This window comes from Microbacterium sp. USTB-Y (assembly GCF_023703415.1).
Taxonomy (GTDB): domain Bacteria; phylum Actinomycetota; class Actinomycetes; order Actinomycetales; family Microbacteriaceae; genus Microbacterium.
In genome coordinates this window covers 408,977-429,895 of record NZ_JAGMTU010000005.1, presented here as the reverse complement: position 1 = coordinate 429,895, position 20,919 = coordinate 408,977, and the positions used below count along the sequence as shown (strand labels likewise).

General features: G+C 72.5%; 16 protein-coding genes. 12 read left to right on the top strand and 4 right to left on the bottom strand.

Annotated elements, in window-relative coordinates; translation table 11 throughout:
* Positions 1-26: 26 nt before the first annotated feature.
* The gene (locus tag J8G10_RS14810) at positions 27-1,022 is read right to left on the bottom strand and encodes a LacI family DNA-binding transcriptional regulator (RefSeq protein ID WP_251446491.1); all 996 of its coding nucleotides are present in this window, start codon (positions 1,020-1,022) and stop codon (positions 27-29) included.
* A gap of 177 nt (positions 1,023-1,199) precedes the next feature.
* Here J8G10_RS14810 and J8G10_RS14805 point away from each other — a divergent pair, with 177 nt between their 5' ends.
* From J8G10_RS14805 to J8G10_RS14785, 5 genes are all read left to right on the top strand, one after another.
* On the top strand, positions 1,200-2,462 hold the full coding sequence (locus tag J8G10_RS14805; RefSeq protein ID WP_251446488.1) for an ABC transporter substrate-binding protein: 1,263 nt from the start codon (positions 1,200-1,202) through the stop codon (positions 2,460-2,462).
* Between the two features lie 2 nt (positions 2,463-2,464).
* On the top strand, positions 2,465-3,601 hold the full coding sequence (locus tag J8G10_RS14800) for a carbohydrate ABC transporter permease (RefSeq protein ID WP_251446485.1): 1,137 nt from the start codon (positions 2,465-2,467) through the stop codon (positions 3,599-3,601).
* The gene (locus tag J8G10_RS14795) at positions 3,598-4,470 is read left to right on the top strand and encodes a carbohydrate ABC transporter permease (protein ID WP_251446482.1); all 873 of its coding nucleotides are present in this window, start codon (positions 3,598-3,600) and stop codon (positions 4,468-4,470) included. The genes J8G10_RS14800 and J8G10_RS14795 overlap by 4 nt, the downstream gene beginning before the upstream one ends.
* Entirely contained in the window at positions 4,467-5,201 is a 735-nt protein-coding gene (locus J8G10_RS14790; RefSeq protein ID WP_251446479.1) for a peptidase E, read from the top strand. Before J8G10_RS14795 ends, J8G10_RS14790 begins: the two co-directional genes overlap by 4 nt.
* 64 nt (positions 5,202-5,265) lie before the next feature.
* Positions 5,266-7,128, top strand: coding sequence for a glycogen debranching N-terminal domain-containing protein (locus tag J8G10_RS14785; RefSeq protein ID WP_251446476.1), 1,863 nt, complete (start codon positions 5,266-5,268; stop codon positions 7,126-7,128).
* A gap of 161 nt (positions 7,129-7,289) precedes the next feature.
* Here J8G10_RS14785 and hutI read toward each other — a convergent pair whose 3' ends face one another.
* From hutI to hutH, 3 genes are all read right to left on the bottom strand, one after another.
* Complete coding sequence (gene hutI / locus J8G10_RS14780; protein WP_251446473.1) at positions 7,290-8,531, bottom strand: imidazolonepropionase; 1,242 nt, start codon at positions 8,529-8,531, stop codon at positions 7,290-7,292.
* A gap of 99 nt (positions 8,532-8,630) precedes the next feature.
* Positions 8,631-10,322, bottom strand: a complete 1,692-nt coding sequence (gene hutU / locus J8G10_RS14775) for a urocanate hydratase (RefSeq protein WP_251446471.1) — start codon at positions 10,320-10,322, stop codon at positions 8,631-8,633.
* Positions 10,315-11,856 carry a histidine ammonia-lyase gene (hutH, locus tag J8G10_RS14770; RefSeq protein WP_251446468.1) on the bottom strand — a complete coding sequence of 514 codons (1,542 nt, stop codon included), beginning with the start codon at positions 11,854-11,856 and terminating at the stop codon, positions 10,315-10,317. Before hutH ends, hutU begins: the two co-directional genes overlap by 8 nt.
* A gap of 291 nt (positions 11,857-12,147) precedes the next feature.
* Between hutH and J8G10_RS14765 the strand changes: the two genes are divergently transcribed.
* The 7 genes from J8G10_RS14765 to J8G10_RS14735 all read left to right on the top strand — a co-directional run bounded on the left by J8G10_RS14765 (position 12,148) and on the right by J8G10_RS14735 (position 20,898).
* A complete protein-coding gene (locus J8G10_RS14765) occupies positions 12,148-13,482 on the top strand; it encodes a cytosine permease (protein ID WP_251446465.1) in 1,335 nt (444 codons plus the stop codon).
* An 86-nt stretch (positions 13,483-13,568) separates the two neighbouring features.
* On the top strand, positions 13,569-15,116 hold the full coding sequence (locus J8G10_RS14760) for a hydantoinase/oxoprolinase family protein (protein WP_251446462.1): 1,548 nt from the start codon (positions 13,569-13,571) through the stop codon (positions 15,114-15,116).
* A 1-nt stretch (position 15,117) separates the two neighbouring features.
* On the top strand, positions 15,118-16,254 hold the full coding sequence (locus tag J8G10_RS14755; protein WP_251446460.1) for a DUF917 domain-containing protein: 1,137 nt from the start codon (positions 15,118-15,120) through the stop codon (positions 16,252-16,254).
* A complete protein-coding gene (locus J8G10_RS14750) occupies positions 16,251-17,345 on the top strand; it encodes a DUF917 domain-containing protein (protein ID WP_251446457.1) in 1,095 nt (364 codons plus the stop codon). Before J8G10_RS14755 ends, J8G10_RS14750 begins: the two co-directional genes overlap by 4 nt.
* Before the next feature lie 135 nt (positions 17,346-17,480).
* Positions 17,481-18,515: a DUF917 domain-containing protein gene (locus J8G10_RS14745; protein ID WP_251446454.1), complete on the top strand. Its 1,035-nt coding sequence runs from the start codon at positions 17,481-17,483 to the stop codon at positions 18,513-18,515.
* Positions 18,512-20,074: a CdaR family transcriptional regulator gene (locus tag J8G10_RS14740; RefSeq protein WP_251446451.1), complete on the top strand. Its 1,563-nt coding sequence runs from the start codon at positions 18,512-18,514 to the stop codon at positions 20,072-20,074. Before J8G10_RS14745 ends, J8G10_RS14740 begins: the two co-directional genes overlap by 4 nt.
* 41 nt (positions 20,075-20,115) lie before the next feature.
* Entirely contained in the window at positions 20,116-20,898 is a 783-nt protein-coding gene (locus J8G10_RS14735; protein WP_251446593.1) for an IclR family transcriptional regulator, read from the top strand.
* The last annotated feature ends 21 nt before the right edge of the window (positions 20,899-20,919 follow it).

Sequence of the window (20,919 nt, the reverse complement as noted above, 5' to 3'; positions counted from 1 at the left end):
CCGCCGTACCATCGCCGCCGCTTCGGCTAGCGCACCACCAGGCGGGGCTCGATGAGCGCGTGCGCCGTGCCGGCCCGCACGTCCCGCGGGGTGACCGTCTCGCCGGTCGGCCCCATGAGCAGCTCCAGGGTCGCCGCCGCGACGTCCTCGGGGCGCTGCTCCACGCTCGAGAAGCCGAGCGCCTCCGCGGTCGGCGTGTTGTCGAACCCGATCACGGGCACCCGTGCGGATCCCTCCGTCTGCGCGAGGAGGGCGCCGATCGCGAGGGAGTCGCTCGCGCACACCACCGCGTCCACGTCCGCCTCCGCGCCTGCGACGACGGCCCGCGCCCGCGCGACGTCCTCCTGGGTCGTCCACCGCGGACCCGTCGCGCCGGCCGCGGCCATCGCCTCCCGCCAGCCGCGTTCGCGATCGTCTCCGGTGCCCGATCCCGTCGGCCAGCCGAGGAACGCGACGCGGGAGCCGAAGCCGAGCGCGTGCTCGGTGGCGGCCCGGGTGCCGGCGGCCCCGTCGACGTCGACCCAGAGGTGCTCGGGGGCGGCCAGGTCGTCCTCGCCCCAGGGGCGCCCGAAGGCGACGAAGGGCAGCTGCGCGTCGCCCAGCCACCGGGTGCGCGGGTCGCCGTGGAACGTGCCGGTGATGATCGCCGCGTCGATCTCCGATCCCTCCCAGAGCTCCGCGAGCCGGGCGATCTCGTCGTCGGCCGTGCGGGCGGCGTAGACGAGCATGCGCATGCCGCGCTCGCTCGCGCGCTCGGTGAGGGCGTGCACGAAGCGGTCCAGCACAACCCCGGAGACCCCGCCGACATAGGGATCCAGGTGGATGCCGATCGTGGAGCTGCGGCGGGTGCGCAGCTGACGGGCGGCGGCGTGCCGCCGATAGCCCAGCTCGACGATCGCCTGCTGCACGCGCTCTCGGGTGGCCGGCTTCACGATCGCCGGGGTGTTCAGCACGTTCGACACGGTCTGCCGCGACACACCGGCACGCTGCGCCACGTCCTCGACGGTCGGCGTCCTGACCATGTCTCTCCCCTTCCGGATCCGGCTCGGGATCCGGGACCACCTTCCCACCTTGACACCCCGGGCTCCTGCCGCCTAGCGTATTCGACACGGAGTTTGATCGTTCAAATTCTTGCGACGGCGTCCCGTCGCCACCGAGAAGCACACATCATCACGGATGCTCATCAAGGGAGAAGAGACATGACACGGCACAGCATGCGCGCCGCGATCGGGGCCGGAGCCCTCGTCCTCGCCGGCGCGATCGCACTCACCGGCTGCGGTTCGGGGTTCTCCGGCGGCGACGCCGGCAGCACCGGATCCTCGACGCTCACCTCGTCCGACAAGCCGCTGAACATCCTTATCGGCTCATCCGGCGACGCGGAGACCAAGGCGGTCAACGAGGCCGTGGCCGCCTGGTCGAAGACGTCGGGCGTCAAGGCGACGGTGACCGCGGCGAGCGACCTGAACCAGCAGCTCTCGCAGGGCTTCGCCTCCGGCTCCCCCGCCGACGTGTTCTACCAGTCCACCGACGCCCTGGCCGGCTACGCCTCGAACGGGTCGCTCCTCGCGTACGGCGACCAGCTCAAGAACAAGGACGACTTCTACCCGAGCCTGCTCACCTCGTTCACCTACGACGGCAAGCTGTACTGCGCCCCGAAGGACTTCTCCACGCTGCAGCTGGTGATCAACACCGATCTGTGGGCGAAGGCCGGGCTCACCGATGCCGACATCCCGAAGACCTGGGACGAGCTCGCCACCGTCTCGAAGAAGCTCACCGCGGACGGCCACGTGGGCCTGTCCATGAGCGGCGAGTACGCCCGCGTCGGCGCCTTCATGGTCGCCGCCGGCGGCGGCCTGATGAACGCCGACTCGACCAAGGCCACGGCCGACGCCGAGGGCAACGTCAAGGCGCTCGACTACCTCAAGGGGCTGCTGAACGACGGCTCGATGAAGTTCGCGGCCGATCTCGGATCCGGCTGGGGCGGCGAGGCCTTCGGCACCCAGAAGGCGGCGATGGTCGTCGAGGGCAACTGGATCACCGGCGCCATGACCAACGACTACCCGACCGTGAAGTACAAGGCAGTGGAGCTGCCCGCCGGCCCCGAGGGCAAGAAGGGCACGCTGCAGTTCACCAACTGCTGGGGCATCGCCGCCGACAGCAAGAACCAGAAGGCCGCCCTCGACCTCGTCGAGCACCTCACCAGCGCCGACAGCCAGCTGGCGTTCTCGAAGGCGTTCGGCCCGATGCCGTCCATCAAGTCGGCCGCGGACCAGTGGAAGAAGGACAACGCCGCTCTCGTGCCGTTCCTCAACGGCGCCGAGTACGCCCAGGGCGTGCCGACCCTCAAGGGCGCGAGCGACGTCGTGACCGACTTCAACGGCAAGCTCGGCTCGCTCGCGACCGGCGACCCGAAGGCGATCCTCGATGCCGCGCAGAAGAACCTGGAAGCCCTGACCAAGTAATCATGGCCTCCTCCACCGTGCGGTCTCCCCGTTCCGCGGCCCATCAGGGCCTGCGGCGCGGTGAGACCGCATCGGGGTGGCTCTTCACCGCCCCGATGCTGATCCTGCTCGGCCTGTTCCTGGTCGTCCCCGTCCTCATGGCGCTCTGGGTGAGCGTGAGCGACTGGGGCGGCCGGGGCTCGCCCTTCTCCGGCGGCGTCTCGTTCGTCGGCCTGAAGAACTACGCCGCCCTGCTGCTCGGCGGCGGACTCGCCGAGGCCGACTTCGGCATGAGCCTCAAGAACAACGCGTGGTACGTGATCCTCGTGGTCCCCTGCCAGACCGCGCTGAGCCTGTTCCTCGCGGTGCTCGTGAACCGGCAGATCCTCAAGGGACGCGGGTTCTTCCGCACCGCCTTCTACTTCCCCTCGGTGACCAGCTCCGTCGCGATCACCGTCCTGTTCCTGTTCCTGTTCTCGACGACGGGCGCGGTGAACGCGGCGCTCGGCTGGCTCGGCATCAACGGGCCGAACTGGCTCAACGACCCGTCCGGGATCCTGCACTTCGGCGCCACCGGCGGACCCGCGGCGCTCATGCAGAACAGCTTCCTCGGCGTCTCGTTCTGGGACTGGATCGGCGGTCCCAGCGTCGCGATGTGCGTCTACATCATCATGGCGATCTTCACGACGAGCGGAACCTTCATGCTGCTCTTCCTCGCCGCGCTGCAGAACATCTCCGGCGAGGTGCAGGAGGCCGCGATGATGGACGGCGCGAACGGCTGGCAGCGCTTCTGGCGGATCACCCTGCCGCAGCTGCGACCGACCCTGTTCACGGTGCTCACGCTCGGCCTCATCGGCTGCTGGCAGATCTTCGACCAGATCTACACCGGCACCCGCGGCCAGCCCGCCAAGACCACCATCACCCCGGCGTATCAGTCGTACCAGTCGTCGTTCCTCAACCAGGAGTGGGGACAGGGCGCCGCGATCGCGTTCATCCTGTTCGTGATCATCATCGCCTTCACGCTGATCCAGCGCTGGGTGCTGCGCGAGCGCCCGGTCTCGCGGCGCCGCAACCGTCTGTATCTGGAGGCCGCCGAGCGCGCCGCCCGTGCGGTGGCCGCCGACCGGACCCCTGCGACGAGCGAAGGAGCTCCGCGATGACCGCCCCCGCCTCCCCGGTCCCCCGCCGCACCCGGCGCGGCACCGTGCGGATCGCGTCCACCTCGCTGCTGTACGCGCTGCTGATCGCCCTCGCCCTGGTCTACATCTACCCGTTCCTCATCCAGGTCGCCACGAGCTTCAAGACGGATCCGGATGCGGCGGCGAACCCGCTCGCGCTGGTGCCGCAGACGTTCACCACCGAGGCGTACACGCAGCTGTTCCTGCGCAGCGATTTCCCCACCTGGTTCAAGAACTCCGTGGTCGTGACGATCGTGGTCACCGCGGGCCGGGTGTTCTTCAACTCACTCGCGGGCTACGCGCTGGCGCGCCTCCGCTTCCGCGGGCGCACCGTGGTGTTCGCCGGGCTCATCGCCGTCATGAGCGTTCCGGCCGTGGTGCTGCTGATCCCGAAGTTCCTGGTGATCAACACCCTCGGCATGTACGACTCGTACGCGGGCATGATCCTGCCGCTCCTCGTCGATGCCGCCGGGGTGTTCATCATGAAGAACTTCTTCGAGTCGATCCCCGTCTCCGTCGAGGAGCAGGCGCGGATCGACGGCGCCGGCACCTTCCGGGTGTTCTGGTCGGTCGTGCTGCCGATGGCGCGCCCCGCCCTCATCACGATCGTGATCCTGTCGTTCCAGGGATCCTGGAACGAGCTGGCGCACTTCATCGTCTCCACCCAGTCGCCCGAGCTGACCACGCTCACGAAGGGCGTGGCGCAGCTCGCGAACGGACAGCTCAGCCAGGGCCGTCAGTACCCGCTCAAGCTCGCCGCGGCCATCATCATGACGATCCCGGTGGCGGTGATGTTCTTCCTGTTCCAGAAGCGCATCATGAACTCGAGCGACGGGGCGGTGAAGGAATGACGGCCGACGCACCGACGATCCTCGCCACCTGCGGAGGGATGGTCGACGGCGGCTGGCACGACGCCGCCTACGGGCCCCTGCTGCACCTCGCGATCGAGCTCGCCGGCGTGACCGGGCGCGCTCCCCGCGTCGCCCACGTGAACACCGCCGGCGGCGATCCACGGTCCGCCGAGGGCGCGGAGCTCGAGGCCGCCCGCGCGTCCGGAGTCGAGGGCAGCCACATCCGGCTGTTCCCGCATCCGAACCACGAGCGCCTCGCGGAGCACGTGCTGAGCCGCGATGTGATCTGGGTGAGCGGAGGCAGCGTGGTGAACCTGCTCGCCGTGTGGCGGGCGCACGGCCTGGACGACCTGCTGCGGCGGGCCTGGGAGGCCGGCGTCGTCCTCGCGGGCGGATCTGCCGGCGGGCTGTGCTGGCACAGCGGCGGGACCACCACCTCGTTCGGCCCGCAGGCGACGGCGGTGGCCGACGGCCTCCGCTTCCTTCCCGGATCCTTCAGCCCGCACCACGACTCGCAGCCCGCCCGGCGGCCGGCCTTCCGCGACGCCATCGCGGAGGGCCGGATCCCGCCCGGATACGGCGTCGAGGAGGGCGTCGGCCTGCTCTATCGCGGCACGGAACTCGCCGAGGTCGTGACGGAGCGACCGGACGCGCATGCCTGGGCCGTCTCCGCCGGTGGCGCCGAGGAGCGCCTGCCCGCCCGGCTCCTCCCCTCCCGCCCTCTGTCCTGATCCCCGTCCTCTCCCCCGCCCGGCGGGCACCCCGCCCGCGCACCGCCCCTCACGAAGGAGCCCCATGACCGACACCCCGCTGCAGCCCCTCCTGAACGACGCCGTCATCGTCCTCCAGGCGCCGACCCAGGTGTGGTCGGATCAGACCGGAGACATGGGATCCGCGCCGATCCACGGGGTCTACCACGGCGACCTGCGTCACGTGCGCGCGCTGAGCGTCGCCATCGAGGACACCGAGATCGAGACGATCGCGTGCTCCGCCCCGACCCCGCAGCAGGCGGTGTTCGCGGCGGTGCTGCGCGGTGTCGACGACGACCAGCCCGACCCCAAGGTGCGGCTGGACCGGACGCGGACCGTGGGCGCCGGCCGGGTCGAGGAGCGGATCCGGATCTCCTCGCACCGCGAGGTGCCCGTCCCCATCGCTCTGACCGTGACGCTCGCGCCCGACTTCGAGCCGCTGCAGCGCGTCAAGGCCGGACTCCCCGACCCCGGAGCCTGGGCCTGGGACGGCGAGCGCGCGTCCTCGGGGCCGGCGTCGTTCGCGCTGACGGCTCCCGGAGCGGCGATCGCGGTCGAAGGGGTGACCCTCGCGGTCCGCTGGGCGACTGTGCTGGAGCCGCGCTCGACGGCGGAGTTCTCGTTCGCGCTCGCCCTCGAGGATGCGACGCTGGTCGTGACGGCTCCCTCGGGCGCCGCGCACGCGGCCGTGCCCGCCACCGGCGACCCGCGCCTGCGCCACTGGCTCGACCGCGCCGCCGGCGACCTCGCCGCCCTGCGCCTCGCGCTTCCCGCGCACCCGGACGACGCGTTCTACGCTGCCGGGGCACCCTGGTTCTTCACCCTGTTCGGCCGCGACTCGATCTGGGCCGCGCGCCTGGCGCTGCGCCAGGACCCGGCGATCGCCGCCTCGACCCTGCGGGTGCTCGCGCGCCTGCAGGGCACGAAGAAGGATCCGGCCACCGCCGAGGCTCCGGGCAAGATTCCGCACGAGCTGCGCAGCGGCGCGCTGTCGCTGCCGAACGAGGGCGTGCACCTCCCCCCGCTGTACTACGGCACGGTGGACGCGACCCCGCTCTGGGTCTGCCTGCTCGCCGACGCCCGCGACGCGGGCATGCCCGAGGCCGAGGTACGGGAGCTCCTGCCGAGCCTGCGGGCGGCGCTGGGCTGGATGACCGAGCACGGCGACGCGAGCGGATCCGGTTTCATCGACTACGTCGACGAGACCGGGCACGGACTCGCCAACCAGGGCTGGAAGGACTCCGGCGACTCGATCCAGTGGCGCAGCGGCCGGCTGGCGGAGGGCCCGATCGCGCTCAGCGAGGTGCAGGCCTACGCCTACGAGGCCGCCGTGCGCGGCGCGGACCTCCTCGATGCCCTGGGCGAGGACGGCGCTGAGGGGCTGCGCGCCTGGGCCGCCGATCTGCGCGCCCGCTTCCGCGCGGCCTACTGGGTGACCACGCCCGAGGGGCGCTACCCGGCGATCGCGCTGGACGCGCACGGCGCGGCGGTCGACACCCTCACGAGCAACATCGGTCACCTGATCGGCACCGGCCTACTGGATCCGGACGAGGAGCGCGCCTGCGCGGCGCTGCTGCTCGGCGACTCGATGTCGAGCGGCTTCGGGATCCGCACGATGTCCTCCGGGGCCACCGGTTTCTGGCCGCTCAGCTATCACGGCGGCAGCGTCTGGGCGCACGACACCGCGGTGGCCGTGCACGGCATGCTCCGCGCGGGGCTCCGCGACGAGGCCTCCGCCGTCGCGGGCCAGCTCGTGGACGCCGCCGAGGGCTTCGACTACCGGATGCCGGAGCTGCACGCCGGCGACACCCGCACCCCGGGCGTCGCACCCGTGCCGTACCCCGCCTCGTGCCGCCCGCAGGCGTGGTCGGCCGCCGCGGCCGTGGTCTGCGCGGAAGCGCTGGGCTGAGTCCCGCCCTCGCCGAACGGGTGGTCCGCCAGGCTCGGGCCGTCACGATCAGCACACGGTGCGACGATCGGCACAGGATTCAGACCAGATCCTGTGCCGATCGTCACAACCTGTGCTGATCGTGACGTCGCCCGCAGCGCGCGCGGGCGGGCGAACCCGCCTCAGACCGCGCGCACGCCGTCCTTCCAGACGGCGTCGACGAGCGGCACGCCGGGACGGTAGGCCAGGTGCACGCGGCTGGGGCTCTTCAGCAGCACGAGGTCGGCGCGCATCCCCGGAGCGATGCGGCCGATGTCGGTGCGGCGCAGGGCCGCCGCTCCCCCGGCCGTCGCCGCGTGGATCGCCTCGGCGACGGTCATCCGCATGTCGCGCACCGCGACGGCGATGCAGAAGGGCATCGACGAGGTGAAGCTCGATCCGGGGTTCGTGTCGCAGGCGATCGCCACGGTCACGCCGGCGTCGATGAGCCGGCGGGCGTCGGGATAGGGCTGGCGGGTGGAGAACTCCACGCCGGGCAGGAGCGTGAGGACGGTGTCGGATCCGGCGAGCGCCGTCACATCGTCGTCGGTGAGGTAAGTGCCGTGGTCGATCGAGGCGGCGCCGAGGTCGACCGCCAACTGCACGCCCTCGCCGGGGCCGAGCTGGCTCGCGTGCACGCGCGGCTGCAGGCCGCGCGCGATGCCGGCCTCGAGCACGCGCCGCGACTGGGGCACGGTGAACGCACCCGTCTCGCAGAACACGTCGATCCACTTCGCATGCGGAGCGCAGGCGTCGAGCATCTCCCCCGTGACGAGGTCGACGTAGTCGTCGCCGCGATCGGCGTACTCGGCGGGCACGACGTGCGCGCCGAGGAAGGTGACCTCGGGGGTGACCTCGGCGGCGAGGCGCACCAGGCGCTCCTCGGTCGCGACGTCGAGTCCGTAGCCGCTCTTGATCTCGACCGTCGTGGTGCCCTGGGCGAGCATCTCGTCGAGGAAGCCGCGCAGGCGCGCCCGCAGCTCGTCGTCGCTCGCCGCCCGGGTGGCGGCCACCGTCGAACGGATGCCGCCGGCGGCATACTTCTGGCCCTGCATGCGGGCCTCGAACTCCGCGGCCCGATCGCCGCCGAAGACGAGGTGGCTGTGGCTGTCCACGAAGCCCGGGATCACCGCGCGCCCCGCCGCGTCGACGACGGTGAGCTCGTCGGCGTGCGACGTCTCGTCTCGCTTCGCTCGCTCAACGACCCCGTCGGCGTCCGCCGCCGCTCCGACCCACGCGATCCGGTCGCCCTCAATGAGCACGGCGGCATCGTGCCGCGTGCCGCAGCGGTCTCCGGTAGCTCCGACCGATCGATCGGGCTCTCCGACCGCGGGGGCCGGGTCGTTCGTCGTCAGCTCGCCGATGTTCGTGATGAGGATCCGCATGTCCCGCCGCCTTTCCAGAAATGGTCGCGTCCCGCCCTGCGCTCCCCCATCCCCCGACGAGGTGCGCAGAGCGGGACGCCGTCTGTGTCCGAGCTCGGCTCAGAGTCCCATCGGGACCTTGAGGCCTCGCTCGCGCGCGATGTCCTTCGCGTGGTCGTAGCCCGCGTCGACGTGCCGCATGACGCCGGTGCCCGGGTCGTTGGTGAGCACGCGCTCGAGCTTCTCGGCGGCCAGGGCGGATCCGTCCGCGACGGTCACCTGACCGGCGTGGATGGAGCGGCCGATGCCGACGCCGCCGCCGTGGTGCAGCGACACCCAGCTCGCCCCCGACGCCGTGTTCAGCAGGGCGTTGAGGAGCGGCCAGTCGGCGATCGCGTCGGATCCGTCCTTCATGGCCTCGGTCTCGCGGTACGGGCTGGCGACCGAGCCGGAGTCGAGGTGGTCGCGGCCGATGACGATCGGCGCGGACAGCTCGCCCGAGGCGACCATCTCGTTGAACTTCAGGCCCGCCAGGTGGCGCTCCTTGTAGCCCAGCCAGCAGATGCGGGCCGGCAGACCCTCGAAGTGCACCTTCTCGCCGGCCTTCTCCAGCCAGCGGTGCAGCGCCGCGTCCTCCGGGAAGAGCTCCGCGATGGCGCGGTCGGTCTTGTAGATGTCCTCCGGGTCGCCCGAGAGCGCCGCCCAGCGGAACGGGCCGCGGCCCTCTTCGAACTGCGGCCGGATGTACGCCGGCACGAAGCCGGGGAACTCGAACGCGCGGTCGAAGCCTCCGAGCACCGCCTCGGCGCGGATCGAGTTGCCGTAGTCGAACACCGCGGCGCCCGCGTCCTGGAACGCGACCATCGCGCGGACGTGCGCGGCCATGGCCTCGCGCGAACGGCGGGTGAACTCCTCGGGGTCGCGCTCGGCCTCGGCCTTCCAGTCCTCGACCGAGATGCCGATCGGCAGGTACGCGAGCGGGTCGTGCGCGCTGGTCTGGTCGGTCACGATGTCGATCGGCACGCCCCGGCGGAACAGCTCGGGGAAGATCTCCGCCGCGTTGCCGACGATGCCGACGGAGAGGGCCTCGCCCGCCTCCTTTGCGGCGACCGCACGGGCGATCGCCTCGTCGAGGTCGGTGTAGTAGACGTCGAGGTAGCCGTGGTCGACACGGCGCGCGAGACGCGACTCGTCGACGTCGACGATCAGGCAGGCGCCGTCGTTCAGGGTGACGGCGAGCGGCTGCGCGCCGCCCATGCCGCCGGCGCCGCCGGTGAGCGAGAGCGTGCCCTTGAGGGAGTCCTTGCCGAGCGAGCGGGCCACGGCCGCGAACGTCTCGTAGGTGCCCTGCAGGATGCCCTGGGATCCGATGTAGATCCAGGATCCGGCCGTCATCTGGCCGTACATCATCAGGCCCTCGGCCTCGAGCTTGCGGAACTCGGGCCAGGTGGCCCAGTCGCCGACGAGGTTGGAGTTGGCGATGAGCACGCGCGGCGCCCACTCGTGCGTGCGGAACACGCCGACCGGCTTGCCGGACTGCACGAGCAGGGTCTCGTCGGGCTCGAGCTCGTCGAGCGTGCGCACGATCGCGTCGTACGCCTCCCAGCTGCGCGCGGCGCGGCCGGTTCCGCCGTAGACCACGAGGTCCTCGGGGTGCTCGGCGACCTCGGGGTCGAGGTTGTTCATGAGCATCCGCTTCGCGGCCTCGGCGCCCCAGCTCTTCGCGGTGCGCTCGTTGCCGCGGGTGGCGCGGATGGAGCGGGTCGGGTCCGACAGGGTCGGGCCCGCCGTGGTGGTGGTGGTGTCAGTCATTCGCGTGCTCCTTCGCAATCGCAGCGATCTGGCCGGACTGCACGAGCGCAGCGACGGCCTCCATGTCAGGGCTGAGGAATCGGTCGGGGCCGGGGCCGCCGGCCACGGTGCGGACGAGGTCGCGGACCGCACCGGTGGCGGGTCCGGCCTCGAGGGGCGCGCGCAGGTCGAGCGCGCGGGCGCCGGTGAGGATCTCGATCGCGAGGACGCGGCCGAGGCCGTCGATCGCGCGGCGGAGCTTGCGGGCCGCGGCCCAGCCCATCGAGACGTGGTCCTCCTGCATCGCGGAGGACGGGATCGAGTCGACCGAGGCCGGCACGGCGAGGCGCTTGAGCTCGGAGACGATGCCGGCCGCGGCGTACTGCGCGATCATCAGACCGGAGTCGACGCCGACCTCGTCGGCGAGGAACGGCGGCAGGCCGTGGCTGCGGGCCGGGTCCAGAGCGCGGTCGGTGCGGCGCTCCGCGACCGAGGCGACGTCGGCGACCGAGATCGCGAGGAAGTCGAGCACGGCGGCGACGGGCGCGCCGTGGAAGTTGCCGTTGGACTCGATCCGTCCGTCGCTGGTGACGACAGGGTTGTCGACGACGCTCGCGAGCTCGCGCTCCGCGATGGTGGCGGCGTAGGACGCGGTGTCGCGGGCGGCGCCGTGCACCTGCGGCGAGCAGCGCAGCGAGTAGGCGTCCTGCACGCGCCCGTCCTCCGGGCCCTTGTGGCTGTGCACCATCGGCGAGGATCCGAGGAACGCGCGCAGGTGCGCCGCGGACACGGCCTGGCCGAGTTGCGGGCGCAGTGCCATGAGGTCGGCCGCGAAGACCGCGTCGGTGCCGAGCTGCGACTCGATCGACATGGCCGCCGAGATGTCGGCCGTGAGGAAGAGGTCCTCGAGGTCGTGGAGGGCGAGGACGAGCATGCCGAGCATGCCGTCGGTGCCGTTGATGAGGGCGAGGCCCTCCTTCTCGACGAGCTGCAGCGGGGCGATGCCGGCCGCGGCCAGCGCGTCGGCGGCCGGCACCTTCTCACCGGAGGCGTCGCGCACGTCGCCCTCGCCCATCGAGGCGAGCGCGATGTGCGCGAGCGGGGCGAGGTCGCCCGAGCAGCCGAGGGAGCCGTACTCGCGCACGATCGGGGTGATGCCCGCGTTGAGCATCGCGGCGTAGGTCTCGACGACCTGCGGGCGGACGCCGGTGTGGCCGGAGGCGAGGGTCTGCAGGCGCAGCAGCTGGAGGGCGCGGATGACCTCGGTCTCGACCTCGGGTCCGGTGCCGGCGGCGTGCGAGCGGATGAGGCTCTGCTGCAGCTGGCGGCGGCGCTCGGGCGCGATGAAGGTGGTGGCCAGCGCCCCGAAGCCGGTGGAGACGCCGTAGTGCGGGTTCGGGTCGGCGGCCATGCCGTCGATCACGCCGCGCGCGGCGGCGACCCGGTCGAGGGCGCCCGCATCGATGACGATCGGGGCGTGGTGGCGGGCGACGGCGACGACATCCTCGGGGCGCAGCGGCGCCGCACCGACGGTGACAGGGGAAGTGTGGGGCATGAGACGATTCCACACCCTCGCCTGCCGCCCGAACAGGGCGCAGGACGACGTCTTGTCTGTGATCACAGACAGTCGTGGCGAGCACGCACATCGCGCGAATCGGGTGTCGAGACCCCGTGCACCCGGCGGGAGCGATGACCACGATCCGCGGCCCCAGCACACCGCGAGCGGGACGGCGGATGTGCGACCTGTCGATCAGCAGACGACATCAGTGCAGATCGCACATGGTGGGGCGCGCGGCACGTCACTAGCGTGAGCGGCACCATCCTCTTCCGCCCGAAGGAAACCACCATGGCCCGCATCGCGCCGCACGACGACTTCGCCCTCTCCCGCGTGACACCCGAAGCACGAAAGCCCTGGTTCGGCATCGCCGTGCAGCGCTTCGGCCAGGTCTCCGCCCTGTCGCAGTTCCTCCTCGGCGCCACCCTGGGCTACGGGATGAGCTTCGGGGAGGCGGCGCTCGCGTTCCTCCTCGGATCCGTGATCCTCGAGGTCATCATGTGCATCGTCGGGTTCATCGGGCAGCGCGAGGGCCTGAACACGGCGCTCCTCGCCCGCTGGACCGGCTTCGGCGAGATCGGCGCGGCGCTCGTCGGGCTCGCGATCGGCATCAGCCTCATCGGCTGGTTCGGCATCCAGTCCGCGATCTCGGCGCAGTCGCTCGACGCGCTCATGCCCGGCGTGCTGCCGACCTGGCTGTGGAGCCTGCTGTTCGGCCTCGCCGTCACCGCGATCGTCGCGTTCGGCTTCCTCGGCATGCAGTGGCTCGCGAACATCACCGTGCCGCTGTTCCTCATCCTCGTGGGCTGGTCGGTGATCTCCGAGCTCAGCCGCCACGACCTCGGCACGCTGCTGACGAGCCCCGCGCCGGGACCGCACATCAGCGTCTGGGCCGGCACCGGCATCGTCGCCGGCGGTCTCATCGTGGGCGCGATCATCACCGGCGACATGACCCGCTTCAACCGCTCCCGCGCCGACGTCGTCAAGCAGACGGTCGTGGGCGTCACCCTGGGCGAGTTCGTGATCGGCCTGGCCGGGGTGCTCCTCGCGCACGCCGCGAAGTCGGGTGACATCGTCGCGATCGTGACGAGCTCGGTCGGCCTGGTCGGTCTCATCATCGTCATCACGGGAACGCTCAAGATCAACGACTGGAACCTCTACTCCTCGGCCCTGGGCCTGGTGAACTTCGTGTCCACGACGTTCGGCAAGAACCTGCACCGCGTGACGACGACGATCGTGCTCGGCGTGGTCGGATCCGTCCTCGCCGCCGCCGGGATCCTCGGGCAGTTCACCCAGTTCCTCATCGTGCTGAGCGTCGCGTTCCCGCCGATCGCCGGCATCATGGTCGCCGAGTACTTCGTCGTGCGGCGCTGGCGCGGGGAGCTCGACGCCAGCCGCGAGGAGGGGGTGCTCCCCGCCTCCGCCCCGCGCATCGTCCCCGCCACGATCGTGGTCTGGCTGGTCTCGTCCCTCGTCGGCTACTTCGTGACCTGGGGGATCCCGTCCCTCATCAGCCTGTTCCTCTCGATGGTCCTGTACATCGCGGCGGGCAAGCTGGGCCTCGTCCGCGGCGTCGGGGCCGTCCCCACCCGTCAGGCCGACCCCGCGGAGACCACGGCGGTCTGACCCCCAGACTCCGTCGCGGGGCACGGCGCCTTCCGATTCCCCGCGACGGGACCATTCGTCTCAGAAACACCGAGAAAGCGAGAACCATGCACATCGGCATCGACGTCGGCGGCACCAACACGGATGCCGTCCTCATGGACGGCGCCCACACCCTTGCCGGGGTGAAGCACTCCACCACCCCCGACGTGACCGACGGGATCGTGCAGGCGATCGAGGATCTGCGCGCGCACCACCCGTTCGAGGGATCCGACATCGAGGCCGTGATGATCGGCACGACGCACTTCATCAACGCGCTCGTGCAGGCCAGCCGCCTCGCGCCCACCGCCGCCCTCCGGCTCGGTCTGCCCGCGACCCGCGCCCTGCCGCCGCTCGTCGACTGGCCCGGCGAGCTGCTCGAGGCCGCCCAGGCGCGCAGCTACCTCGCGCACGGCGGCTACGAGTTCGACGGCCGCCCGATCTCCCCGCTCGATCCCGAGGAGCTGCGCGGGATCGCCGCGGACATGAAGGAGCACGGGATCCGCTCGGTCGCGATCTCGGCCGTGTTCAGCCCGGTCAACCACGACCTCGAGGTGCGCGCCGCCGAGATCCTCGGCGAGGTCCTCGGCGACGACGTCGCGATCTCCCTCTCGCACGAGATCGGCCGGATCGGCATCCTCGAGCGCGAGAACGCCACGATCATCAACGCCGCCCTGCGCGAGCTCGCCTCCGAGATCGTCGACGGCCTCACCGCCGCCGTCCGCGCGCACGGCATCGAGGCGCCGATCTTCCTCAGCCAGAACGACGGCACGCTCATGGACGACGAGTACGTGCGCCGCTACCCCGTCGCCACTTTCGCCTCCGGCCCGACGAACTCGATGCGCGGAGCCGCGGCCACGAGCGGCTTGCAGGACTGCGCGGTGATCGACGTGGGCGGCACCACCGCGGACATCGGCCTGCTCGTCAACGGCTTCCCCCGCGAGACCGCGAACGAGGTCAAGGTCGCCGGCATCCGCACGAACTTCCGCATGCCCGACGTGCTCTCGCTCGGGATCGGCGGCGGCAGCATCGTCGACACCTCCACGGCCGAGGTCGGCCCGGCCTCGGTCGGCTACCGCCTCGGCACCGAGGCGCTCGTCTTCGGCGGCTCGACGCTGACGGCGACCGACATCGCGGTCGCCGCGGGCCGCGCCCAGGTCGGCGACCCCGCGAAGGTCGCGCACCTCGACCCGGAGTTCGTGCAGCGCGTGCTCACGCGCATCGCCGAGCGGGTCTCGGAGGCGGTCGACCGCATGCGCACCTCCCCCGACCCCATCGCGGTGGTCGCCGTCGGCGGCGGATCCATCCTGCTGCCTGACGTGCTGGAGCCGTTCGGCCCCGTGCACCGCCCGGAGAACTACGCGGTCGCGAACGCGATCGGCGCCTCGATCGCCCAGGTCGGCGGCGAGATCGACAAGGTCTACGCGATCGCCCCCGGCGCGCGCGACGAGACCATCGCCGCGGTCCGCGCGGAGGCCGTCGACAAGGCGATCGCCGCCGGCGCGAAGCCGTCCACGGTCGCGATCATCGACTTCGACGAGGTCCCGATCCCGTACCTGCCCGGCAACGCCACGCGCATCCGCGCCAAGGCCGTCGGCGACCTGGACATGGGGGCCTGAGATGGGCTGGCAGATCGACACCGCGCAGATCGAGGATCTCGCCCGCGGCGCCGCCGTGTTCGGCACCGGCGGCGGCGGCGACCCGTACATCGGGTCCCTCCTCGCCCGTCAGGCGCTGTCCGGCGGACCCGTCCCGGTCCTCGACCTCGCCGAGGTCCCCGACGACGCGCACGTGCTGTTCGTCGCGATGATGGGCGCGCCGACCGTCATGGTGGAGAAGCTCCCGAGCCTGGACGAGGTCGTCGAGCCCGTGCGCGCCCTCGGCGCGCACCTGGGCCGCCCCGTCACGCACATCGCGTGCGCCGAGGTGGGCGGCGTGAACTCGACGATCCCCGTCGCGGCCGCCGCGGCGCTCGGACTGCCGCTCGTGGACGCCGACGGCATGGGCCGCGCGTTCCCCGAGCTGCAGATGGTCCTGCCCACGCTCATCGGCGTCACCGCCTCGCCGCTCGCCCTCAGCGACGAGAAGGGCAACATCGCGGTGTTGCAGACGGTCGACAACGCCTGGACGGAGCGGATCGCGCGCGTCGCGACCGTCGAGATGGGCTGCTCCACGATGATCGCCGGGTTCTCGATGACCGGCGCGCAGGCCAGAGCGGGACTCGTCGGCGGCTCTCTGTCCCGGTGCATCACGGTGGGGCGGGCGATCGCCGACGCCCGTGCCGCGAAGACGGACCCGGTCGAGGCCGCGGTCCGCGAGCTGTCGGGGCGCGAGCTCTTCGACGGCAAGGTCGTCGACGTGCAGCGCGCCACGACGACCGGATTCGCCCGCGGCCGCGCCCGCATCGAGGGCGAGGGCAGCACCGCGCTCACCCTGCAGTTCCAGAACGAGCACCTCGTCGCCGAAGCCGACGGGCGGATCCTCGCCACCACGCCGGACCTCATCATGGTCGTCGAGGGCGAGTCCGGAGAGCCGATCACGACCGAGGCCCTCCGCTACGGGCAGCGCGTGCGCGTGCTCGCGGCCCCCGCCGACGAGCGCTGGCACACCGCCGAGGCGCTCGCGATGGTCGGTCCCGGATACTTCGGCTACGACATGCCGGCCCACCGCTTCGACGGGACCGTCTCGCACGGTGCGGGAGCGGACGGACCGGAGCAGGTGCCCGAGGCGTCGCGCGAGCGGATCGAGGCGCGATGAGCTGGCTGCTCACCGCGGCCGACCTCCCCGATCTCGCCCGCGGCGCGACGCTGCTGGGCACGGGCGGCGGCGGAGACCCCTACATCGGCAGCAAGCTCGTCGAGCGCGTCCTCGGCGACGGGGCGATCACGATCCTGGATCCGGAGGACCTTCCCGACGACCTCTTCGTGATCCCGACCGCGCAGATGGGCGCGCCGACCGTGATGGTCGAGAAGATCCCGGCGGGCACCGAGCCCACGCTCGCGCTGCGCGCGCTCGAGGCGCACCTCGGGCGGACGGCCGACGCCACGATGCCGATCGAGTGCGGCGGGATCAACTCGATGATCCCGCTCGTCGTCGCCGCCGAGACCGGGCTGCCCGTGGTCGATGCGGACGGGATGGGGCGTGCCTTCCCCGAGCTGTCCATGGAGACGTTCGCGGTGTACGGCGTGCACGGCTCCCCCCTCGCCCTCGCCGGCGAGCGCGGCGAGACCGTGATCATCGACACCGGTGACGACGACCGCCAGATGGAATGGCTCGCCCGGGCGATCACGATCCGCCTCGGCGGTGTCGGGCACATCGCCGAGTACGCGATGTCCGGCGCGGACGTGCGCCGCACCGCCGTGCCCCGCACGCTCTCGATGGCGCTCGCCCTCGGCCGCGCGATCCGCGAGGCCCGCGAGCAGCACCGCTCCCCCTTCGAGGCGATCGCCGAGACGCTCTCGCCCACGCCGTACAGCCACGTCCGCGAGCTCGCCGTGGGCAAGGTCGTCGACGTCGAGCGCCGCACCACCGAGGGGTTCGCGAAGGGACGCGCCGTGATCGCGCCGCTCGAGGGCGACGGGGTCTTCGAGATCCTGTTCCAGAACGAGAACCTCATCGCGCGGCGCGACGGAGAGGTCGTCGCGATCGTGCCGGATCTCATCTGCGTCGTGGATCACGAGACGGCCGAGCCGATCACGACCGAGGGGCTGCGCTACGGCCAGCGCGTGCGCGTGCTGGGCATCTCGACGCCGGACATGATGCGCACCGAGGGCGCCCTCGCCGCGTTCGGCCCCTCCGCCTTCGGCCTCGCCGAGCCGTTCCTCCCGGTCGAGCGGCTCGGCGCCTGAGCCGGCTCTCTCCGCGGTCGGCACGCCGACGCCCCCTCCGCGCATCCGAACCCCTCCGCAGGGACGCAACTGACGGGGGGTGCGGGTCGCGTGAGGGGGCCTCGGCGAGCAGGCCCGGAAAGCTAGTCTGGGACGATGGCGTGGCGACTGCGACCCGAGGACGTGACCGCGCTCGCACGGGGCTGCGCACTGCTCGGCTCCGGCGGCGGCGGCACGACGACCATGCTCGAGCTGATGCTCGCCGGTGACGATCGCGGACCCCGCGCTCTCGCGGATGTGGACGAGCTGGATCCGGAGACCCCCTGCTTCGGCGCCGCCTTCGTGGGCTCCACGATCCTGCTCGGCGAGCGCCTGCCGTCGCTGCAGCCGTTCGGCCATCTCGTGGCCGCGGCGGAGCGCTGGCTGGGCACGCGGATCCCCGCCGTCTGCTCGATCGAGGGCGGCGGCCTGAACGCCCTCGCCCCGTTCCTCTTCTCCGGGGAGCGCACGATCGTGGACGCCGACTGCACCGGGCGCGCCGTGCCGGAGCTCGACCAGATGTCGCTCTTCGTCGACCGGGTGCCGGGGCTCGTGTTCACCTGCGACAGCGGCGCCGGCGGCGTCGCGCTCGTCGAGACGGACCGCGCCGTGGACGCCGAGCGCATCGTGCGCTCGGCCATCATCCAGGCGGGAGGGACCGGCGCGGCCGTGCTCGCCGGGTTCACGGTCGGGGATCTCCGCGAGCACGCGATCCCCGGGCATCAGCGCCGCGCCCTCGAGCTGGGTCGAGCCTTCCTCGCCGCCCGCTTCGCGCCCCCGGCGGAGCTCGCCGCACGGCTCGGAGCGAGACTCCTGACCGAGGGGCGGATCGATCGCGTCTCCCCGCACCACGCCGACCCGCACGTGCAGTCCGTCGAGATCGCGGGTCCCGGCGGCGCGGTCGACCGCGTCGTGACCCGCTCGGAGTCCCTGGCGGTGCTCAGCGACGGAGAGCTGCTCGCCTCCGCGCCGGCGATCATCGTCGTGCTCGACGCCGCGTCGCGCGAGATCCTGCAGGTCACCGACCTGGGCCCGGGGCGGCGCGTGGTCGTCCTCTCCCTGCCCGCGCCGGACTGGTGGCTCGCACGTCCGGAGCGCCTGCGCCGCGTGCTGCCCTCGACGTACGGACTCGCCGAGCTGGACGCCGCATGAGCGCGCGGCTGTCGCTCGCGGGCCTCCGCGCGCACCCCGAGAACGGCGGCCTGCGCCGGATCGCCGGGCCCGAGGACGCCGAATGGGACGCGGTCGCCGTGGAGACGGCGGAGGCCGACCTGCCCGCGCTCCTCGACGGCGGCCTCGCCGTGCTGCTCGACGCGGCCCCGGAGACGCCCTGGCAGCAGGACGCGATGCTGCGCCGGATCCGCGAGCGCGGGTTCCGCGGCGTCGCAATGCCGGGCGCCGGCGCGTTCGACCCCGGCGCGCAGCGGCTCGCGGAGCGGCTGGGGATCTGCCTGCTCGACGTGCAGCGGCCCATCGTGCTCGCCCAGGCGTGCTGGATGCTCGTGCAGGCGCAGGACGCCCTCACCCTCTCGCACGTGCGCAAGGTCGCGCGCTCCTTCGAGTACCCGGCCCGGGACCTGTCGGACCTGCTGCGCCAGGTGTCCGCCAACCTCGGTCATCCCCTCGCCCTCGTCGACGGCACCGAGGTGCTGCACTCCTCGGGCGGCATGCTCGATCCGGCGCTGCACGCGGCGATCGACTTCCGCCCCTGGGTCGACCTCGCCCGCGCCGGCGACGCCGCGGCCGCCTCGGTGCGCGTGGACAGCCCGAGCCGGCCGGGTCTGCGCCTGGTCGTCTTCGGCAGGGGACTGAGCGAGAGCCAGCTCGCCGCACTCTCGGTGGCGGCGGAGATCGCGATGCCGGCCGTCGCGGCGCGGATCCTCATCGACGAGGTCGCCGAGGTCAACGACGTCTCGGCCTCGTCCGCCCTGCTCCGCGACTTCGTCGACGCACGCGGCCTCGCCGACGACGACATCGAGCGCCGCATGGGCGAGCGCGGCTGGCGCACGGCCGGACATCATCTCGGCTTCCGGATGGTCGGGCGCGGCCGGCTGGACCCGCTGCCGCTGCTGCGCGCGGTGCGCGCGGCGCTCGGCGGCATCGCCGCGGAGGCGCACGTGACGACCGCGGGCCGCGGGCTGAGCGGGTGGCTCGCGTTCTCCGAGGCGCCGGATCCGGTGACGGTCGAACGGCTCGCGCGGGGGTTGCGCTCCCTGCACCGCGAGGTGGGGCGCTCGTTCGCGATCGCGACGGGCGTGGGATCGCTCCAGCGCGGATCCGCGGGGCTCGCGGTGACCCTGGACGAGGCCGCGGACGCCGCCCGGATCGCGGCGTCGCGCTCGGCGACCGGGTGGTTCGTCCGCGTCGACAGCCTCGGGCTCGAGCAGCTGCTGCTCGCCTGGACCGGCAACGACACCTTCGTACCCGCGGCGGCGTCGCTGCTCGCGCCGCTGCAGGGCGCGAGCGGAGACCTGCTGCGCACGCTCTCGGTGTATCTCGACCAGGAGTCGAGCCTGGTCGCGACCGCTGCGGCACTGAACCTGCATCGCAACACGGTCGCGGTGCGGATCCGGCGGGTGCAGGAGCTCCTCGGCGTCGACCTCACGGATCCCGAGACCCGCCTCGCCGTGCACCTCGCCTGCCGCGCCGTGCTCGCCCCCGCCGCGGGCGACGGCCCGGCGCGTCGCGAGCATGGCATCCTGGGAGCGTGAACGCCGATCGCACCGACCACGGCGCCGGGACGGGCTCGCCGATGAGCGCCCGCGACGACCGGCCCCAGGTGCCCGCGGCCGAGCACACGCTGCGGATCCTGCGGTTCCTGGCGCGACGGGCGGGACCGGTGGCGGCCTCCGCCCTGGCGCGCGAGCTCGACATCCCCCGCTCCACCGTCTATCACCTGCTCGCGACGCTCGAGGCGCACGGTTTCGTCGTGCACCTGCCGCAGGAGCGCCGCTGGGGCCTCGGCACGAGCGCCTTCGAGCTGGCCGGCGGCTACGCGCGGCAGGAGCCGCTGGCGCGGCTCGGCCGTCCGCTCCTGGCGGGCCTCGCCGACCGCCTCGGCGAGAGCGCGCACCTCGCCGTGATGACCGGGCGCGACGTGCTCTACATCGTCGAGGAGCGCGCGCTCCGGCGCCCCGCCCTCATCACCGACGTGGGCGTGCGGCTCCCGGCGCACCTCACCGCGACGGGCCGCGCCATGCTCGCCGCTCTCCCCCGCGAGCAGGTGCGCGCGCTGTACCCCGATGCCGCATCGTTCGCGCAGCGCACCGGCGGCGGACCCGCACGCCCGCGCGAGCTGAACGAGCTGCTGCGGGAGATCCGCCGCGACGGCATCGCCCACGAGGACGGTGAGGTGACCCCGGGCTTCCGCTCGGTCGGCGTCGCCGTGCGCGACCACGTGGACTGGCCGGTCGCGGCCGTCGCCGTGACCTGGGCAGAGGAGGCGCCGGTGGACGAGACGGCGATCCAGACGGCCGTCGCCGAGACCGCCCGGCAGCTGCAGCGCCGCCTCGGCTACGGCCCGCGCCCGGCCTGACCCCGGATCCGTCCCGGGAGG

Coding starts and splice junctions, on each gene's coding strand:
- J8G10_RS14810 (WP_251446491.1), bottom strand. CDS start 1,022: ATGGTCAGGACGCCGACCGTCGAGGACGTGGCGCAGCGTGCCGGTGTG.
- J8G10_RS14805 (WP_251446488.1), top strand. CDS start 1,200: ATGACACGGCACAGCATGCGCGCCGCGATCGGGGCCGGAGCCCTCGTC.
- J8G10_RS14800 (WP_251446485.1), top strand. CDS start 2,465: ATGGCCTCCTCCACCGTGCGGTCTCCCCGTTCCGCGGCCCATCAGGGC.
- J8G10_RS14795 (WP_251446482.1), top strand. CDS start 3,598: ATGACCGCCCCCGCCTCCCCGGTCCCCCGCCGCACCCGGCGCGGCACC.
- J8G10_RS14790 (WP_251446479.1), top strand. CDS start 4,467: ATGACGGCCGACGCACCGACGATCCTCGCCACCTGCGGAGGGATGGTC.
- J8G10_RS14785 (WP_251446476.1), top strand. CDS start 5,266: ATGACCGACACCCCGCTGCAGCCCCTCCTGAACGACGCCGTCATCGTC.
- hutI (WP_251446473.1), bottom strand. CDS start 8,531: ATGCGGATCCTCATCACGAACATCGGCGAGCTGACGACGAACGACCCG.
- hutU (WP_251446471.1), bottom strand. CDS start 10,322: ATGACTGACACCACCACCACCACGGCGGGCCCGACCCTGTCGGACCCG.
- hutH (WP_251446468.1), bottom strand. CDS start 11,856: ATGCCCCACACTTCCCCTGTCACCGTCGGTGCGGCGCCGCTGCGCCCC.
- J8G10_RS14765 (WP_251446465.1), top strand. CDS start 12,148: ATGGCCCGCATCGCGCCGCACGACGACTTCGCCCTCTCCCGCGTGACA.
- J8G10_RS14760 (WP_251446462.1), top strand. CDS start 13,569: ATGCACATCGGCATCGACGTCGGCGGCACCAACACGGATGCCGTCCTC.
- J8G10_RS14755 (WP_251446460.1), top strand. CDS start 15,118: ATGGGCTGGCAGATCGACACCGCGCAGATCGAGGATCTCGCCCGCGGC.
- J8G10_RS14750 (WP_251446457.1), top strand. CDS start 16,251: ATGAGCTGGCTGCTCACCGCGGCCGACCTCCCCGATCTCGCCCGCGGC.
- J8G10_RS14745 (WP_251446454.1), top strand. CDS start 17,481: ATGGCGTGGCGACTGCGACCCGAGGACGTGACCGCGCTCGCACGGGGC.
- J8G10_RS14740 (WP_251446451.1), top strand. CDS start 18,512: ATGAGCGCGCGGCTGTCGCTCGCGGGCCTCCGCGCGCACCCCGAGAAC.
- J8G10_RS14735 (WP_251446593.1), top strand. CDS start 20,116: ATGAGCGCCCGCGACGACCGGCCCCAGGTGCCCGCGGCCGAGCACACG.